Origin of the sequence: Pseudomonas sp. RW409, assembly GCF_003184125.1 — a bacterium.
GTDB lineage: Bacteria > Pseudomonadota > Gammaproteobacteria > Pseudomonadales > Pseudomonadaceae > Aquipseudomonas > Aquipseudomonas chlororaphis_I.
In genome coordinates this window covers 301,185-316,673 of the sequence record NZ_QHHP01000033.1, presented here as the reverse complement: position 1 = coordinate 316,673, position 15,489 = coordinate 301,185, and the positions used below count along the sequence as shown (strand labels likewise).

Below are 15,489 nucleotides of genomic sequence, written 5' to 3'. Positions count from 1 at the left end.
TGAATTCTTCACCTTATTCAAACCTGCGCGATCCACTTGCGATGGGTATGGATCGACATCAAAACCCCAAACGCTGACAGCAGCGTCACCAGCGAAGTTCCTCCGTAGCTAATGAACGGCAACGGCACCCCCACGACCGGCAACAGGCCACTGACCATACCGATGTTGACGAAAACGTAAACAAAAAACGTCATGGTCAGGGCGCCAGCAAGCAATTTGCCGAACAGCGTCTGCGCCTGGGCGGTGATCACCAGCCCACGACCGATCAGCAGCAGATAGATCAGCAGCAGGGCGCAAATGCCCACCAGGCCGAACTCTTCGCCCATGACCGCGATAATAAAGTCGGTGTGGCTCTCGGGCAAAAAGTCCAGGTGGGACTGAGTGCCCAGCAACCAGCCCTTGCCGAAGACGCCACCGGAACCGATGGCCGCCTTGGACTGAATGATGTTCCAGCCGGTGCCCAGCGGATCGCTTTCCGGATCGAGGAAGGTCAGGATCCGCTGCTTCTGGTAGTCGTGCATGATGAAGAACCACATGGCGATCGCCACCGGCACCGCGGCAGCCAGCACGCTGAGGATCCAGCGCCAGCGCAGGCCGCCCATGAACAGCACGAAGGCGCCACCGGCAAGGATCAGCAGCGAGGTGCCGAGGTCCGGCTGGCGCACGATCAGAATGAACGGGATTCCGATCAGGATCAGGCTGATGCCCACATGCTTGAGCTGCGGCGGCAAGCTGCGCTTGGCCAGGTACCAGGCGATGGTCGCCGGCATGATGATCTTCATGAACTCCGAGGGCTGGAAGCGGATCACCCCGGGGATATTGATCCAGCGGGTGGCGCCCATGGCGTTGTGTCCCATGACATCCACCACCACCAGCAGCACCACGCCGAATACATAGGCCAGTGGCACCCAACGCGCCATGAACCGGGGCTCGAGCTGGGCGATGATGATCATCGACACCAGGCCGATGCCGAATGACGTCGCCTGCTTGCCCAGCAGGTCCCAGCTCTTGCCGCTCGCTGAATACAGGACGAACAGGCTGCCGGCCGCCAGGGTCAGCAGCAGGATCAGCAATGGGCCGTCGATGTGCATGCGCTGCAACAGCGTCGCACGGCGACGCATCACATCCTCGCTGGACAGGATGCGATCGAAATTACTCTTCACGGGCCGTAGCCTCCGCACTGATAGGGCCGGCAAACTCAGGCTTGAGCAGGCCATCCGGGCCGAGGAGCCAGGCGTCCATCACCTGGCGCACCACCGGGGCCGCCACGCCGGAGCCGGACTCGCCGTTCTCGACCATGACCGAGACCACGATTTTCGGGTTTTCCGCCGGCGCGAAGCCGACGAACAGGGCGTGGTCGCGATGGCGCTCCTGGACCTTGGAGCGGTCGTACTTCTCGCCCTGCTTGATCGCGACCACCTGGGCCGTACCACTCTTGCCGGCGATCCGGTATTGCGAGCCGATGGCCGCCTTGCGCGCCGTACCACGGGCACCGTGCATCACCTGCTGCATGCCGTGGTTGACCTTCGTCCAGTCCGACGGATCGCGCAGGACAATGTCCGGCATCGGGTTTTCATCCACCGGCTTTTCGCCCTCGATGGTCTTGGCCAGGTGCGGACGGTTCCATTTGCCCTTGTTCGCCACCAGCGCCGTGGCCTGGGCCAACTGCAACGGGGTGGACTGCATGTAACCCTGGCCGATCCCGAGAATCAGCGTCTCACCCGGGAACCAGGCCTGGCGGCGGGTGGCGCGCTTCCATTCCCGCGACGGCATCAGGCCCGGCGATTCCTCGAACATGTCCAGCGAGACCTTCTGGCCGATCCCGAACTTGTTCATGTAGGCCGACAACCGATCGATCCCCAGCTTGTGGGCCAGGTCATAGAAGTAGGTGTCGTTGGATCGCATGATCGCGGTGTCGAGGTCGACGTAACCGTCACCGCTGCGGTTCCAGTTACGGTACTTGTGGTCGTAGTTGGGCAGTTGGTAGTAGCCCGGGTCATAGACCCGCGTGGAGGCCGTCACCACTCCGGAATCGAGGCCGGCGATCGCCACCGCCGGCTTGATGGTCGAACCCGGCGGGTACAGGCCGCGCAGCACCCGGTTGAACAGCGGACGGTCGATGGAGTCGCGCAGCTCGGCATAGGCCTTGAAGCTGATGCCGGTCACGAACAGGTTCGGGTCGAAGCTCGGCTGGCTGACCATGGCCAGCACTTCCCCGGTGTTCGGGTCCAGCGCTACCACCGCGCCACGCCGCCCGCCCAAGGCAGCCTCGGCGGCTTCCTGCAGCTTGATGTCCAGGCTCAGGACAATGTCCTTGCCGGGAATCGGGTCGGTCCGCTTGAGCACCCGCAACACGCGGCCGCGAGCGTTGGTTTCGACCTCTTCGTACCCCACCTGGCCGTGCAGTTCGGGCTCGTAGAAGCGCTCGATGCCGGTCTTGCCGATGTGGTGGGTGCCGCTGTAGTTCACCGGGTCCAGGGTCTTCAGCTCTTTCTCGTTGATCCGCCCCATGTAGCCCACCGAGTGCGCGAAGTGCGCGCCCTGGGGGTAATGGCGAACCAACTGCGCCACCACTTCCACCCCGGGCAGGCGGAACTGGTTGACCGCGATCCGGGCGATCTGCTCTTCGTTGAGCTCGAATAGGATCGGCACTGGCTCGAACGGCCGGCGTCCCTGCTTCATGCGTTTCTCGAACAGCACCCGGTCTTCCGGCGTCAGCTCCAGCACTTCGACAATGACGTCGAGCACCTGGCGCCAATCGCCGGAACGCTCGCGGGTCATGCTCAGGCTGAAGCTCGGCCGGTTATCGGCCACCACTACACCATTACGGTCGAAGATCAGGCCGCGGGTCGGCGGAATCGGCTGGACGTGGACCCGGTTGTTTTCCGACAGGGTCGAGTGATAGTCGTACTGGATCACCTGCAGGTAATACAGGCGCGCGATCAGCACCCCGATCAGGCAGACCACGGCAATAGCCCCGAACACGACCCGGCCACGCACCAGACGGGCGTCTTTTTCGTGGTCCTTGATACGGATCGGCTGGGACATTAGGGGCGCGGGCTATTTGTGATAAGGGTGCCCGGACAGGACCGTCCAGGCGCGATACAGCTGTTCACCGATCAGGATCCGTACCAGCGGGTGCGGCAAGGTCAAAGGCGACAGCGACCAGCGCTGGTCCGCCCGCGCGCAGACTTCCGGCGCCAGCCCCTCGGGGCCGCCGACCATGAAGTTCACGGTGCGCGAGTCGAGGCGCCAGCGATCCAGTTCCACCGCCAGCTGCTCGGTGCTCCAGGGCTTGCCGTGGACCTCGAGGGTGACGATCCGCTCGCTCTGGCCGACCTTGGCCAGCATGGCTTCGCCTTCCTGACGGATGAAACGGGCCACATCGGCGTTCTTGCCACGGGTATTGAGCGGTATTTCCACCAGTTCCAGCGCCAGTTCGGATGGCAGACGCTTGGCATACTCGTGCCAACCCTCTTCCACCCACTTGGGCATGCGTGAACCGACAGCGATCAGACGCAGGCGCACAGCCGTCCCTTATTGCTGGTCTTTGTTGAGCTTGGTGAAGTGCTCATGGGTGTGTTCCGGGCTGTGGTGCTTGCCATCAGCCGCACGGCTCTGCTCGGCGCCCTGCCACAGGCGTTCCAGGTCGTAGAACTGGCGTGCGGAGGCGGTCATCATGTGCACGATCACGTCGTCCAGGTCCAGCAGCACCCAGTCGCTGTCGCCCTTGCCTTCTTCACCCAGCGGCTTGACGCCCTGGGCCTTGACCATCTCGCGGACCTTTTCCAGCATCGCGCCGATCTGGCGGTTGGAAGTACCGGTGGCGATGATCATGTAGTCGGTGATGCTCTGCTTGTCGCGAACATCGATCACCAGGACGTCCTGGGCCTTGACGTCTTCCAGCGCGGCGACTGCCACCTTGACCAGATCTTCGCCTTTCATTACTTGGTTAGTCATATAAAACTCGTTCAGCTCGTATGTTTGGCGCGTTGCACGGCATCGGCCGGCAGCGCGCCTTCAGTTCGGCCCACGGTAAAGACCGTGTGCATCGATATAGGCCAGGACCGCATCAGGCACCAGGAAACGTACCGACTTACCGCTGGCCAGCAGTTGACGGATCTGGGTGGCGGACACCGCGAGCGGTGTCTGCCAGACGAATGCAATGTGTCCTCCAGGCCCTTGCAGGGCCAGGGGATCGCTCACCGAGCGCGCCGCCAGCAGGTTGCGCAACGCATCCGGCGGCTCGCTGTCGGCATCCGGGCGTTGCAGCACCAGGATGTGGCAATGCTGGAGCAACTCTTCCCAGCGATGCCAGGTAGGCAGGCCGCAAAAAGCGTCCCAGCCCAGCAACAGGAACAACTGGTCATCCGCGGCCATCTCGGCCCGCATCTGTTCCAGGGTGTCTATGGTGTAGGACGGCTTGTCCCGTTTCAGCTCACGGTCGTCCACCACCAGGGGTGAAACGCCCGCCACCGCGCACTCGACCATCGCCAGACGGTCCAGGGCCGACACCTGCGGCGTATCGCGATGCGGTGGCCGCGCGCTGGGCGTCAGCCGCAGCTCATCGAGCCCCAGCGAATCGGCCACCTCCAGCGCGCTGCGCAGGTGACCGATGTGCACGGGGTCGAAGGTACCGCCCAGCAGACCGATACGTTTGCTCATCAAGTGCGCACATGGCCGTCGCCGAAGACGACATATTTCTCGCTGGTCAGCCCTTCCAGGCCGACCGGACCACGGGCGTGCAGCTTATCGGTGGAAATACCGATCTCCGCGCCCAGGCCATATTCGAAACCGTCGGCAAACCGGGTCGAGGCATTGACCATCACCGAGCTGGAATCCACCTCGTTGAGGAAACGCCGGGCGTCGGTGAAGTTCTCGGTGACGATGGCGTCGGTGTGCTGCGAACCGTAGGTGTTGATGTGTTCGATGGCCGCGTCCAGGCTGTCGACCACCAGGATCGACAGGATTGGCGCGGTGTATTCGGTGCGCCAGTCTTCTTCGGTGGCCTCGATCACATCGTCGCCCAGCAAGGCACGGGTACGCGGGCAACCGCGCAGCTCGACCTTCTTGTCGCGATAGATCGCCGCCAGCGGCGGCAATACGCGCTCGGCAATACCGGCGTGGACCAGCAGGGTCTCCATGGTGTTGCAGGGCGCGTAACGCTGGGTCTTGGCGTTATCGGCGATGCGAATCGCCTTGTCCAGGTCGGCCGCCACGTCGATGAACACATGGCAGACGCCGTCCAGGTGCTTGATCACCGGCACCTTGGCATCGCGGCTGACCCGCTCGATCAGGCTCTTGCCGCCACGCGGCACGATCACGTCGACGAACTCGGGCATGGTGATCAGCGCGCCAACGGCCGCGCGATCGGTGGTTTCCACCACCTGCACCACTTGCGCCGGCAGGCCGGCCACCGCCAGCCCTTGCTGGATGCAGGTGGCAATGGCGCGGTTGGAATTGATCGCCTCGGAGCCGCCACGCAGGATGGTCGCGTTGCCGGACTTCAGGCACAGGCTGGCAGCATCGATGGTCACGTTGGGACGCGACTCGTAGATGATGCCGATCACGCCCAGGGGCACGCGCATCTTGCCGACCTGGATGCCCGAAGGCAGGTAGCGCATATCGCGGATTTCACCGATGGGGTCAGGCAGCTTGGCCACCTGACGCAGGCCTTCGATCATTTCGTCGATACGCACCGGGGTCAGCGCCAGACGATCGAGCAATGCCGGTTCCAGACCATTGGCCCGGCCGTTGGCCAGGTCCTGCTCATTGGCCGCGCTCAGCTCGGGGCGAGCAGCGTCCAATGCATCGGCAGCCGCCAGCAATGCGCGGTTTTTCTGCGCAGTGGTGGCACGGGCGATTACCCGCGAGGCTTCGCGGGCAGCGCGACCCAAACGGGTCATGTAGTCAAGAACGGACTCAGTCATGGTCTGCTGTGGTCTTGGCAAAGAGGAAAGCGGCTGATTATAGCTGTCGCGCCGGTCCACGGACAGCGGTCACGGGCGGATGGTCGAAATGGACGGCAAATACCTCTCGTTCAGCCTGAATTAAGCCTGGAATTGATATTATTCCGACCCAATTCCCGTCATCGCTCCTGGCCACCATGTCCATTCTGTCCACTCCGACGCTGCCCAAGGCCCTGCCCGACAGCTTTTTCGATCGAGACGCCCAGGTCCTGGCCCGTGAACTGCTCGGTAAAATCATCCGCCATCGGGTCGGCGACCTGTGGCTGTCGGCGCGCATTATCGAAACAGAAGCCTATTACTGCGAGGAAAAAGGCAGCCATGCCTCCCTCGGCTACACAGAAAAGCGTAAGGCTTTGTTTCTGGACGGTGGCCACATCTATATGTACTACGCCCGCGGCGGCGACTCGCTGAACTTCAGCGCCCAGGGGCCGGGCAACGCGGTGCTGATCAAGTCGGCCTACCCCTGGGTCGACGAAATCTCGGGCCCCGCCAGCCTGGCGCAGATGCTCCTGAACAATCCCGACGCCAGCGGCCGGCCGCGCCCCTCGCAGAAGCTCTGCGCCGGCCAGACCCTGCTGTGCAAGGCACTGGGCCTGAAAGTTCCGGTGTGGGATGCCAAGCGCTTCGACCATGAGGTGCTGTTCGTCGAGGATGTCGGTACGCCCGTCGCCAGCGTCATCCAGACCACCCGCCTGGGCATCCCTCACGGCCGCGATGAGCACTTGATGTACCGCTTTGTCGACGCTGCCTACGCCCCCTACTGCACCCGGAACCCGCTACGTCGCGGGCAGGTCGAAGGTCGCGACTATTTGCTGCTCGATTGATCCCTTTCGCAGGAACCGGCGTGCCCGCGGATGGTTTTATCGCGAGCAAGTCCGCTTCTACAGTTAACCCACCGAATAATCGGAGTTGAAAACCTATGGGCCAATGGCTCGACGGAATAACCGGCTGGCTGACGATGAATCCCCAATGGCTGGCGGCAGCCGTGTTCATCGTCGCCTGCGTCGAATGCCTGGCGATTGCCGGCCTGATCGTGCCTGGCACCGTGCTGCTGTTCGCCATTGCCGTGATGGCCGGCAGCGGCGCGCTGTCCCTGGGTGAAACCCTGGCGCTGGGGTTCTTCGGCGGCTTGCTCGGGGATGTGGTGTCCTACCTGTTGGGGCGGCGTTTTCACCAGAACATCCGCCGCCTGCCGGGCCTGCGCCATCATCCGGAATGGATCAACGGTGCCGAAGCCTATTTCCAGCGTTACGGTATCGCCAGCCTGTTGGTCGGACGCTTTATCGGTCCCTTGCGCCCCATGCTGCCGATGGTCGCCGGCATGTTCGACATGTCGTTCCCGCGTTTTTTCGCCGTCAGCCTGCTGGCCGCGGCCGGCTGGACAGTCGCCTACCTGCTGCCGGGCTGGGCCACGGGCGCGGCGATCCGCCTGCCCTTGCCTGAAGGTTTCTGGCCGCAAGCGGGAATAGTCGCCGCCAGCATCGCCGTGCTGCTGGGCCTGAGCATCAACAGCACCGTGCGCCGCCATCGCAAGGCCAGCCCGTTGGTGGCCGGCCTCAGCCTGGCGATCCTGGCTGGGCTGTTCATCGGTTACCCCTACCTGAACCATTTCGACCAGGGCCTGATGGCGCTGGTCCAGGAGCACCGCAGCCCGGCAATGGACGAGGTGATGGTGGTGCTCACCCAGTTCGGCGAATTCCGCACCATGCTGCTCGCCAGCGCCCTGGTCACCCTGCTGTTGCTGGTTGCCCGGCAATGGCGGCAGGCGATTTTTGCGGGCGCCACGCTGCTGTGCACTGCGCTGGCCAACACCGGCACCAAGCTGTTCTTCGCCCGCGTGCGCCCGGAAGTCCTGACCGACCCACTGACCAGCTACAGCATGCCCAGCGGCCACAGTTCCGGCTCGTTCGCCCTGTTCCTGACCCTGGCGGTGCTCGCCGGTCGCGGCCAACCGCCACGCATGCGCCTGACCTGGCTGCTGCTGGGCTGTCTGCCGGCGGCCGCGATTGCCGTGTCGCGGATTTACCTGGGTGCGCATTGGCCCTCCGACATCCTCGCCGGCGCCATGCTTGCCGCCTGCGTGTGCGCCGCCAGCCTGTGGGTTGCCCAGCGCCAGACCCCGCTGGAACCCATGCCGGCCAAGATCTGGTGGCTGGTATTGCCAGCGCTGATCGCGTTGTTCGGTTTCGAGGCAGTCAGGCATCTACCGCACGCCATGCTGCGTTATGCGTATTGAGGTGTTGTAGCCGCGAGGATCAGGCGAACAGCTCGCCCTGCAATTCGTCCAGCAAGGCCTGGATCGCATCCAGGCGTTGTTGCGGATCGTCCAGTTGCAACAGGTCGATCTTGTCCAGTTCGGAGAATGGCAACAGATAAGCCAACTGGTTGGCCAGCGACTGCTGGCCAGTGGCTTCGGTACCCATGTTCAGGGCTTCGACCATCGGGTGCTCGGCCAGCGCCTTGAGCAAGGCGATCAGGTCCCCGTCTTCCTCCTGCAGCGGCCGCTCCGGCGCCTCGCCCAGCCACTCGACTTCAGCCACCCGCAACTGATCGCGCTGCACTTCGCTGCTCAGCACCCGAAAACGCCGCCCGCCCTTGACCCGGATCCCCAGCAGGCCGTTGTCCTGCTGATGGAAGTCGGTGATCAGCGCTTCGCAGCCCACCCGCGCGAAACCTTCCGGGGCGATGCCCACCTCTTCGCCCTCAAGGATGCACACCACGCCGAAGCCACTGCCCTGTTTCATGCAGCGACCGATCATGTCCAGGTAGCGCGCCTCGAAAATCTGCAAATCGAGAATGCAGTCGGGGAACAGCACCGTGTTCAGCGGGAAAAGCGCCAGGCTCATACAGGTTTCCTTAAACCACCAACGACACCGCCAACGGCAGGAAGACCGCCGTGGCCACACCCATCAGACTCATCGCCAGCGCCGCGAAAGCACCGCACTCGTCACTTTCCTGCAAGGCCACCGAAGTGCCCACCGCGTGAGCCGTCATGCCCAGCGCCATGCCTCGGGCTTCCGGGCTATGCACCTGCAGGCGGTTGAGAATGGCCGGACCGAAAATCGCCCCGATCACCCCGGTGATCAACACGAACACCGCGGCCAGCGCTGCGACACCGCCAATCTGTTCGGCCACCAGCATGGCGATCGGCGAGGTCACCGATTTCGGCGCCATGGTCATCAGGATCATGTTCTCGGCACCGAACCACCACCCCAGCAGTACGCCCAGGCCGGTGGCGACCACCCCTCCAATCACCAGCGTAGTAAATATCGGCCAGAACAACTGCCGAATCCGCCGCAGGTTGAGGTACAGCGGTACGGCCAGCGCCACTGTGGCCGGGCCCAGGAGAATACTGAGGATCTCCGTGCTCTTGCGGTACTCGGCATAGCTCAAGCCACAGCCCAGCAGCACACCGATCACCAGCAACATGGAGACCAGCACCGGTTGCAGAAAGATCCAGCGGGTTTTCTCGAAGGCCGCGAGCACCAGTTGATAGGCGCCCAGGGTAATGCCGATGCCGAACAAGGGATGGTGGATCACCGACGCCCAGGCGCCCTGCCAGTCGAACATCATTGGCCGCCCTCCCGATGTCCGTGGCGCTTGACCAGTCGCTGCATCAACACGCCGACGAAAGCCATGGAGATCACCAGCGACAACACCAGGGCGCCGACTATCGCCCAGAAATCCGCGGCGATATCCGCCGCGTACACCATCACCCCCACCGCGGGCGGCACCAGCAACAGCGGCAGGTAACGCAGGAGGCTGGAGGCGGCCAGGTTCAGCGGCTCGCCCACCTCGCCGCGCGCCACCAGGAAAATCAGCAGCAACAGCAGACCAACAATCGGCCCCGGCAGGATCGGCAACAACAGATGATTGATCGCCGTGCCGAGCAATTGAAACAGCACCAGCCATGTCAGACCGCGTAACAACATCTCTCATCCCCCCCCCGAAAAAACGCCGGGCATTATAAGCACGCGAACGCTATGCACCGGCATTCGCCAAAAGCATGGAAGGTTGACCGGAGCAAACCCCCATGATGATCTACAGTGGGTTGTCAGGGGGTACGCCCCCGCCCCTTTAGAACGATAAAACCGATGAACCCAAGGAGAGTCTCAATGCCGTATGTTCCTGTTGCAGAGCTCAAAGATTATGTCGGAAAGGAACTAGGACGTTCCGAATGGCTCACCATCGATCAGCAGCGTATCAACCTGTTCGCTGAAGCCACGGGTGACTTCCAGTTCATCCACGTAGACCCGGTAAAAGCCGCCCAGACACCGTTCGGCGGCACCATTGCCCACGGTTTCCTGTCGCTGTCGCTGATCCCGAAACTGATGGAAGACATCCTGATCCTGCCCGAGGGTCTGAAGATGGTGGTCAACTACGGCCTGGACAGCGTGCGCTTCATCCAGCCGGTCAAGGTCGATTCCAGGGTCCGCCTCAAGGTCGACCTGGTGGACGTCACCGAGAAGAAACCCGGCCAATGGCTGCTCAAGGCCACCGCCACACTGGAAATCGAAGGCCAGGAAAAACCAGCCTACATCGCCGAGCCATTGTCCCTCTGCTTTGTCTGAAACCTTCCTGATGCGAAACAGCTCATGCTGTTTCGCGCAGCCTCTCTATATATAAGCCTCGTTGCTGCGGCATACTCGGTCCCCTAATTATCCGGATCCCGCTATGCGCCCACTTGTACCCCTGGCTCTGACCCTGTTGCTCACCGCATGTGGAGACGGCGAATCGCTGCTGCCTCCCGATGCCCGTCTGCCGGACGGTGGTCGCTACCGCGGCGATGTGGTCAACGGGTTGTTGCAGGGACAAGGCCGCATCGACTACCCCAACGGCAGTTGGTATGCCGGCCAGTTCGACAGCGGCCAGTGGCATGGCCAGGGCGAATGGCACGGCAGTGACGGCGAGGTCTACCGCGGACAATTCCAGCAGGGCCTGTTCCACGGCCAGGGCAGCCTGACCACCAAGGACAGCAGCTACACCGGTGGTTTCAAACTGGGCCGGCGCGACGGTGAAGGCACCCTCAAGGAACGCGGCATGACCTACCGCGGCGAATTCAAGTCCGACCTGTATTCCGGGCTCGGCCGCCTCGAGCTGGAAGACGGCAGCCAGTACCAGGGCCAGTTCTCCCGCGGCAAGCCCAACGGCCAGGGCCAGCGCAGCGATGCCAGCGGCAACCAGTTCAGCGGCCAGTTCGTCGACGGCCAGCTGGAAGGCAACGGCACTTTCAGCAGCGCCGAGGGCGATCTCTACGTTGGCGGCTTCAAACAGAACCAGCTCAGCGGTAAGGGTCGCTACGAAAACGCCGACGGCGATGTCTGGATCGGCCAGTTCAAGGAAGGCGCCCTCAGTGGCAAGGGTGAACTGATCGGCGTCGACGGCAGCCATTACATTGGCCGTTTCAGCGACTGGCGCTTCAGCGGCCAGGGCCGCCTGAACCTCAGCGACGGCAGCTTCTATATCGGTGGCTTCGAAGGCGACAACTACCAGGGCCACGGCGTGCTGGTACTGCGCGATGGCACCGTGCAAAGCGGCGACTGGATCAACGGCCTGCGGGTTCGCGATGCCGACGGCCGACTGTTGCCCGACCCGTTGGAGACCGGCCTCTTAGCCCAGGGCCGCCTGCTCGACGACGCCCTCGGCGCGGTGCCGGCGTCGACGCCCGCCATCGAGCTCTACAGCCTGACGCTGGCCGGCGATGGCAAGCAAAGCGTATTTCTGCGCGAGGCCGACTATGTCAGCAACATGCTCGCCACCCGCTTCGGCGCCTATGGGCAGATCCGCCTGGTCAACCACCGCGACCGTCTCGACAGCCGCCCTATGGCCACCCGGGAAAACCTGCGGCGCGCGGTACAGGTCCTGGCCGAACGCAGCGGCCCGGAAGACCTGCTGTTCATCTACCTGACCAGCCATGGCACCAGCGAACACGAACTGGTGCTCGACCAGCCACGCCTGGAGCTGGCCGACCTGCCGGCCGACGAATTGGCCGCGGTGCTGGCGCCCCTGAAAAACCGCGACAAGATCATCGTGATCTCGGCCTGTTATTCCGGCGGGTTCATTCCCGCGCTCAAGGATGAGCGGACCCTGATCATGACCGCTTCGCAGGCCGACCGCGTATCGTTCGGCTGCTCGGAAGAGGCCGACTTCACCTACTTCGGCGATGCCCTGTTCGCCCAGGCGCTGAACCAGACCGACGACCTGGAACAGGCCTTCAAGCTGGCCCGGGCGACCGTGGCCGAACGCGAACTGGCGGATAACTTCGAAGCCTCCGAACCGCAGATCTGGGCGCCCAAGGGGGTCTTGGCGCACTGGCAGCATCTGCGCAAGCAGCAAGCACGAAAGGCGCTGCAAAGCGCCGCCAACGACAGCAAGGAAGCAAAGAGCAACTAAGCTGAAACAGTATCAAGGGGGAAACACTATGTACTTGACGCCTCAGCATATCTTGCTCGCCGGCGCGACCGGCCTGACTGGCGAGCACTTGCTCGACCGCCTGCTCAACGAACCCACGGTAACCCGCGTACTGGCGCCCAGCCGGCGTCCCTTGAGCGAACACCCACGCCTGCAAAACCCGGTCGGCGACCCGGCGGTACTCCTGCCGCAACTCAGCGGCCGGGTGGACCTGGCGTTCTGCTGCCTGGGCACCACCCTCAAGAAAGCCGGCTCCGAACAGGCGTTCCGCGCCGTCGACCTGGAGCTGGTGGCGGCCTTCGGCAAGCGCGCGCGGGAGATGGGTGCGCGGCACCTGGTCGTAATCAGCGCCCTGGGCGCGGACGCGAAATCCTCGATCTTCTACAACCGGGTCAAAGGTGAAATGGAACAGGCGCTGAAGGCCCAGGACTGGCCGCAACTGACCATTTGCCGGCCATCGCTGCTGCTGGGCGAACGCCTCGAGCCGCGTCTCGCCGAACAGCTGGCCGGGCCGCTGTCCAAACTGATTCCCGGCAAATACCACGGCATCGAAGCCTGCCATCTGGCCCGGGCCATGTGGCGCCTAGCACTGGAAGAACAGGATGGCGTGCGGATCGTCGAGTCCGACGAGTTGCGCAAGCTGGGTAAATAACGGGCATCAGAAAGCATCGCGGGCAAGCTCCGCTCCTACACAAGCATGTGCTTTTCTGCAGGAGCGAGCGGGCGGCGATCCGACTTGCCCGCGAAGGAACTACAACCCGCCCGTAGCCTGAAACCCAACCCCCAATACCGTCAGCACCGACAGCGGCAACAGCAGCGTGTCGAGCAAGGCGCTGGCCGGCAGGTCGACACCCGGATAGCTCGGCGCTTCAGCCCCGAAACGATCCATCGGGCAACAGCCGCCCTGCATCACATACAGATCCAGGCGCGTCCCGGAATACACCACCGGCGCCCCCGGTTTGGCCGCGTTCAGCGTACGCGCCGTGGCGCAACCGCCCAGCTGCAGGGCGACCAGCAGGATCAGCAGCGACTTACTCATCGCTGCTCAGATGATGCTCGCCCCACCGCGGCAACATGTCCTGCGGGATGTTCAGCAGATTGAGAATCCGCGCCACGACAAAATCCACCAGGTCGTCAATGGTCTGCGGCTGGTGATAGAAACCCGGAGAGGCCGGCAGAATGGTCACGCCCATGTTCGACAGCTTGAGCATGTTCTCCAGATGGATACTCGAGTAAGGCGCTTCGCGCGGCACCAGGATCAACTGGCGGCGCTCCTTCAGGGTGACGTCCGCCGCCCGCTCGATCAGGTTGTTGCAGGCGCCCGTGGCGATGGCCGACAAGGTGCCGGTGGAGCAAGGCACCACCACCATCGCCGCCGGCGAGCCGGAGCCCGAGGCCACCGGCGACATCCAGTCTTCCTTGCCATACACGCGGATCTGCCCGGCAGCGGCACCGGTGTACTCGGTGAGGAAGGCCTGCATGGTCTGCGGCTTGGACGGCAGGGTCACGTCGGTCTCGGTCGCCATCACCAACTGCGCGGCCTTGGAGATCAGGAAGTGCACTTCACGGTCTTCGCGCACCAGGCAATCCAGCAGGCGCAGGCCATACTGGGCGCCCGAGGCGCCGGTCATCGCCAGGGTGATGCGTTCCGGGCCGTTGTTCATCGCAGTGCCTCGGCCAGTTTGCCGTGCAGGCCACCGAAGCCGCCATTGCTCATGATCACCACGTGAGTGCCCGGCTTGGCCTGGCTCTTCACCCGCTCGATGATGCCTTCCAGGGAATCGCTGACAATCGATGGCACGGTGCACTGCGCGGCGGTGGCACCCAGGTCCCAGCCAAGGTTGGCCGGCGAATACCAGACCACTTGATCGGCCTGGTTGACGCTTTCCGGCAGCCCGTCACGGTGAGCGCCGAGCTTCATGGAGTTGGAGCGCGGCTCGATGATCGCAATCAACGGCGCATCGCCGATGCGCTTGCGCAGGCCGTCCAGAGTAGTGGCGATGGCGGTCGGGTGGTGAGCGAAGTCGTCATAGATGGTGATGCCATGGACTTCAGCGACCTTCTCCATCCGCCGCTTGACGCTCTTGAATGCGCTCAGCGCAGCGATGCCCATGGCCGGCACCACACCGACATGGCGCGCCGCGGCCAGGGTGGCCAGGGCGTTGGCAACGTTGTGCTGGCCGGTCAGGTCCCACTCGACCACGCCTTGGGCCTCGCCCTCGAACATCACTTCGAACTTCGAGCCGTCTTCGCTGAGCAGCTTGACCTGCCATTGGCCGCCCGCGCCGGTGGTTTGCACCGGGGTCCAGCAGCCCATGTCGATCACCCGCAACAAGGCCGGTTCGGTGGTCGGGTGGATGACCAGGCCTTCGCTCGGGATGGTCCGCACCAGGTGGTGGAACTGCCGTTCGATAGCCGGCAGATCGGGGAAGATGTCTGCGTGATCGAACTCGAGGTTGTTCAGGATCGCCGTGCGCGGACGGTAGTGCACGAACTTCGAGCGCTTGTCGAAGAAGGCGCTGTCGTATTCATCGGCCTCGATCACGAAGAACGGTGTGCCACCCAGGCGGGCCGACACCGAGAAGTTCTGCGGCACGCCGCCGATCAGGAAGCCAGGGCTCATGCCCGCATGCTCCAGCACCCAGGCCAGCATGCTGCTGGTGGTGGTCTTGCCGTGGGTGCCGGCGACCGCCAGGACCCAGCGGCCTTGCAGCACATGGTCGGCCAGCCATTGCGGGCCGGAAACATAGGGCAGGCCCTTGTTCAGCACATACTCCACCGCCGGGTTGCCGCGGGACATGGCGTTGCCGATCACCACCAGGTCCGGCGCCGGGTCAAGCTGGGCCGGGTCGTAGCCCTGGGTCAACTCGATGCCCTGGGCTTCGAGCTGGGTGCTCATCGGCGGGTAGACGTTGGCATCGGAGCCGGTGACATGATGGCCCAGCTCTTTGGCCAGAACCGCCATCGAGCCCATGAAGGTGCCGCAAATACCGAGAATATGAATGTGCATAGAAGGCCTCGTAAAACATCGAGGCAGGTTAGCGTAGAGGGCTGCAAATCGCACTCTTTAGCTGATGGGGGAACACGCGGTTGTCACTGCCGGAGGCTA

General features: G+C 63.5%; 17 protein-coding genes. 5 read left to right on the top strand and 12 right to left on the bottom strand.

Annotated elements, in window-relative coordinates:
- Positions 1-17: 17 nt before the first annotated feature.
- From rodA to DK261_RS14640, 6 genes are read right to left on the bottom strand one after another with little or no spacing between them, the layout of a single operon-like run.
- On the bottom strand, positions 18-1,121 hold the full coding sequence (rodA, locus tag DK261_RS14665; protein WP_041987538.1) for a rod shape-determining protein RodA: 1,104 nt from the start codon (positions 1,119-1,121) through the stop codon (positions 18-20).
- Between the two features lie 31 nt (positions 1,122-1,152).
- The gene (gene mrdA, locus DK261_RS14660) at positions 1,153-3,048 is read right to left on the bottom strand and encodes a penicillin-binding protein 2 (RefSeq protein WP_023969282.1); all 1,896 of its coding nucleotides are present in this window, start codon (positions 3,046-3,048) and stop codon (positions 1,153-1,155) included.
- 12 nt (positions 3,049-3,060) lie between these two features.
- Positions 3,061-3,528 (bottom strand): 23S rRNA (pseudouridine(1915)-N(3))-methyltransferase RlmH, encoded by a 468-nt coding sequence (gene rlmH / locus DK261_RS14655; protein WP_023969283.1) that lies wholly within the window; start codon positions 3,526-3,528, stop codon positions 3,061-3,063.
- A 9-nt stretch (positions 3,529-3,537) separates the two neighbouring features.
- Positions 3,538-3,960, bottom strand: a complete 423-nt coding sequence (rsfS, locus tag DK261_RS14650; protein WP_009051039.1) for a ribosome silencing factor — start codon at positions 3,958-3,960, stop codon at positions 3,538-3,540.
- Positions 3,961-4,020: 60 nt separating this feature from the next.
- On the bottom strand, positions 4,021-4,665 hold the full coding sequence (gene nadD, locus DK261_RS14645; RefSeq protein WP_009051040.1) for a nicotinate-nucleotide adenylyltransferase: 645 nt from the start codon (positions 4,663-4,665) through the stop codon (positions 4,021-4,023).
- Entirely contained in the window at positions 4,665-5,930 is a 1,266-nt protein-coding gene (locus DK261_RS14640) for a glutamate-5-semialdehyde dehydrogenase (protein WP_009051041.1), read from the bottom strand. The genes nadD and DK261_RS14640 overlap by 1 nt, the downstream gene beginning before the upstream one ends.
- 176 nt (positions 5,931-6,106) lie before the next feature.
- Here DK261_RS14640 and DK261_RS14635 point away from each other — a divergent pair, with 176 nt between their 5' ends.
- Complete coding sequence (locus DK261_RS14635) at positions 6,107-6,793, top strand: DNA-3-methyladenine glycosylase (RefSeq protein WP_009051042.1); 687 nt, start codon at positions 6,107-6,109, stop codon at positions 6,791-6,793.
- Positions 6,794-6,888: 95 nt separating this feature from the next.
- Positions 6,889-8,205, top strand: a complete 1,317-nt coding sequence (locus DK261_RS14630; protein ID WP_009051043.1) for a bifunctional DedA family/phosphatase PAP2 family protein — start codon at positions 6,889-6,891, stop codon at positions 8,203-8,205.
- A gap of 19 nt (positions 8,206-8,224) precedes the next feature.
- On the opposite strand, the gene DK261_RS14625 is transcribed toward DK261_RS14630, so the two are convergent.
- From DK261_RS14625 to DK261_RS14615, 3 genes are read right to left on the bottom strand one after another with little or no spacing between them, the layout of a single operon-like run.
- Entirely contained in the window at positions 8,225-8,815 is a 591-nt protein-coding gene (locus DK261_RS14625) for an LON peptidase substrate-binding domain-containing protein (protein WP_009051044.1), read from the bottom strand.
- Between the two features lie 10 nt (positions 8,816-8,825).
- On the bottom strand, positions 8,826-9,542 hold the full coding sequence (locus tag DK261_RS14620) for an LrgB family protein (RefSeq protein WP_009051045.1): 717 nt from the start codon (positions 9,540-9,542) through the stop codon (positions 8,826-8,828).
- The gene (locus tag DK261_RS14615; RefSeq protein ID WP_053269999.1) at positions 9,539-9,901 is read right to left on the bottom strand and encodes a CidA/LrgA family protein; all 363 of its coding nucleotides are present in this window, start codon (positions 9,899-9,901) and stop codon (positions 9,539-9,541) included. Before DK261_RS14615 ends, DK261_RS14620 begins: the two co-directional genes overlap by 4 nt.
- Before the next feature lie 183 nt (positions 9,902-10,084).
- Here DK261_RS14615 and DK261_RS14610 point away from each other — a divergent pair, with 183 nt between their 5' ends.
- From DK261_RS14610 to DK261_RS14600, 3 genes are all read left to right on the top strand, one after another.
- Positions 10,085-10,540, top strand: coding sequence for a MaoC family dehydratase (locus DK261_RS14610; RefSeq protein ID WP_009051047.1), 456 nt, complete (start codon positions 10,085-10,087; stop codon positions 10,538-10,540).
- Positions 10,541-10,643: 103 nt separating this feature from the next.
- Positions 10,644-12,362, top strand: coding sequence for a C13 family peptidase (locus tag DK261_RS14605; RefSeq protein WP_038635515.1), 1,719 nt, complete (start codon positions 10,644-10,646; stop codon positions 12,360-12,362).
- Between the two features lie 28 nt (positions 12,363-12,390).
- Entirely contained in the window at positions 12,391-13,032 is a 642-nt protein-coding gene (locus DK261_RS14600; protein ID WP_101283681.1) for an oxidoreductase, read from the top strand.
- Between the two features lie 99 nt (positions 13,033-13,131).
- Here the strand turns inward: DK261_RS14600 and DK261_RS14595 are convergent, their stop codons facing one another.
- Genes DK261_RS14595 through mpl form a run of 3 tightly spaced genes read right to left on the bottom strand, consistent with a single transcriptional unit; the run spans position 13,132 to position 15,390 of the window.
- Positions 13,132-13,419: a YceK/YidQ family lipoprotein gene (locus DK261_RS14595; protein WP_009051050.1), complete on the bottom strand. Its 288-nt coding sequence runs from the start codon at positions 13,417-13,419 to the stop codon at positions 13,132-13,134.
- Entirely contained in the window at positions 13,412-14,044 is a 633-nt protein-coding gene (gene ubiX, locus DK261_RS14590) for a flavin prenyltransferase UbiX (RefSeq protein WP_007927126.1), read from the bottom strand. Before ubiX ends, DK261_RS14595 begins: the two co-directional genes overlap by 8 nt.
- A complete protein-coding gene (gene mpl / locus DK261_RS14585) occupies positions 14,041-15,390 on the bottom strand; it encodes a UDP-N-acetylmuramate:L-alanyl-gamma-D-glutamyl-meso-diaminopimelate ligase (protein WP_101283683.1) in 1,350 nt (449 codons plus the stop codon). The genes ubiX and mpl overlap by 4 nt, the downstream gene beginning before the upstream one ends.
- Positions 15,391-15,489: the final 99 nt, after the last annotated feature.

What these genes read in the sequence shown, in the direction of transcription:
- rodA (WP_041987538.1), bottom strand. Translation starts at nt 1,121, where the DNA reads ATGCGTCGCCGTGCGACGCTGTTGCAGCGCATGCACATCGACGGCCCA.
- mrdA (WP_023969282.1), bottom strand. Translation starts at nt 3,048, where the DNA reads ATGTCCCAGCCGATCCGTATCAAGGACCACGAAAAAGACGCCCGTCTG.
- rsfS (WP_009051039.1), bottom strand. Translation starts at nt 3,960, where the DNA reads ATGACTAACCAAGTAATGAAAGGCGAAGATCTGGTCAAGGTGGCAGTC.
- nadD (WP_009051040.1), bottom strand. Translation starts at nt 4,665, where the DNA reads ATGAGCAAACGTATCGGTCTGCTGGGCGGTACCTTCGACCCCGTGCAC.
- DK261_RS14640 (WP_009051041.1), bottom strand. Translation starts at nt 5,930, where the DNA reads ATGACTGAGTCCGTTCTTGACTACATGACCCGTTTGGGTCGCGCTGCC.
- DK261_RS14635 (WP_009051042.1), top strand. Translation starts at nt 6,107, where the DNA reads ATGTCCATTCTGTCCACTCCGACGCTGCCCAAGGCCCTGCCCGACAGC.
- DK261_RS14630 (WP_009051043.1), top strand. Translation starts at nt 6,889, where the DNA reads ATGGGCCAATGGCTCGACGGAATAACCGGCTGGCTGACGATGAATCCC.
- DK261_RS14625 (WP_009051044.1), bottom strand. Translation starts at nt 8,815, where the DNA reads ATGAGCCTGGCGCTTTTCCCGCTGAACACGGTGCTGTTCCCCGACTGC.
- DK261_RS14620 (WP_009051045.1), bottom strand. Translation starts at nt 9,542, where the DNA reads ATGATGTTCGACTGGCAGGGCGCCTGGGCGTCGGTGATCCACCATCCC.
- DK261_RS14615 (WP_053269999.1), bottom strand. Translation starts at nt 9,901, where the DNA reads ATGTTGTTACGCGGTCTGACATGGCTGGTGCTGTTTCAATTGCTCGGC.
- DK261_RS14610 (WP_009051047.1), top strand. Translation starts at nt 10,085, where the DNA reads ATGCCGTATGTTCCTGTTGCAGAGCTCAAAGATTATGTCGGAAAGGAA.
- DK261_RS14605 (WP_038635515.1), top strand. Translation starts at nt 10,644, where the DNA reads ATGCGCCCACTTGTACCCCTGGCTCTGACCCTGTTGCTCACCGCATGT.
- DK261_RS14600 (WP_101283681.1), top strand. Translation starts at nt 12,391, where the DNA reads ATGTACTTGACGCCTCAGCATATCTTGCTCGCCGGCGCGACCGGCCTG.
- DK261_RS14595 (WP_009051050.1), bottom strand. Translation starts at nt 13,419, where the DNA reads ATGAGTAAGTCGCTGCTGATCCTGCTGGTCGCCCTGCAGCTGGGCGGT.
- ubiX (WP_007927126.1), bottom strand. Translation starts at nt 14,044, where the DNA reads ATGAACAACGGCCCGGAACGCATCACCCTGGCGATGACCGGCGCCTCG.
- mpl (WP_101283683.1), bottom strand. Translation starts at nt 15,390, where the DNA reads ATGCACATTCATATTCTCGGTATTTGCGGCACCTTCATGGGCTCGATG.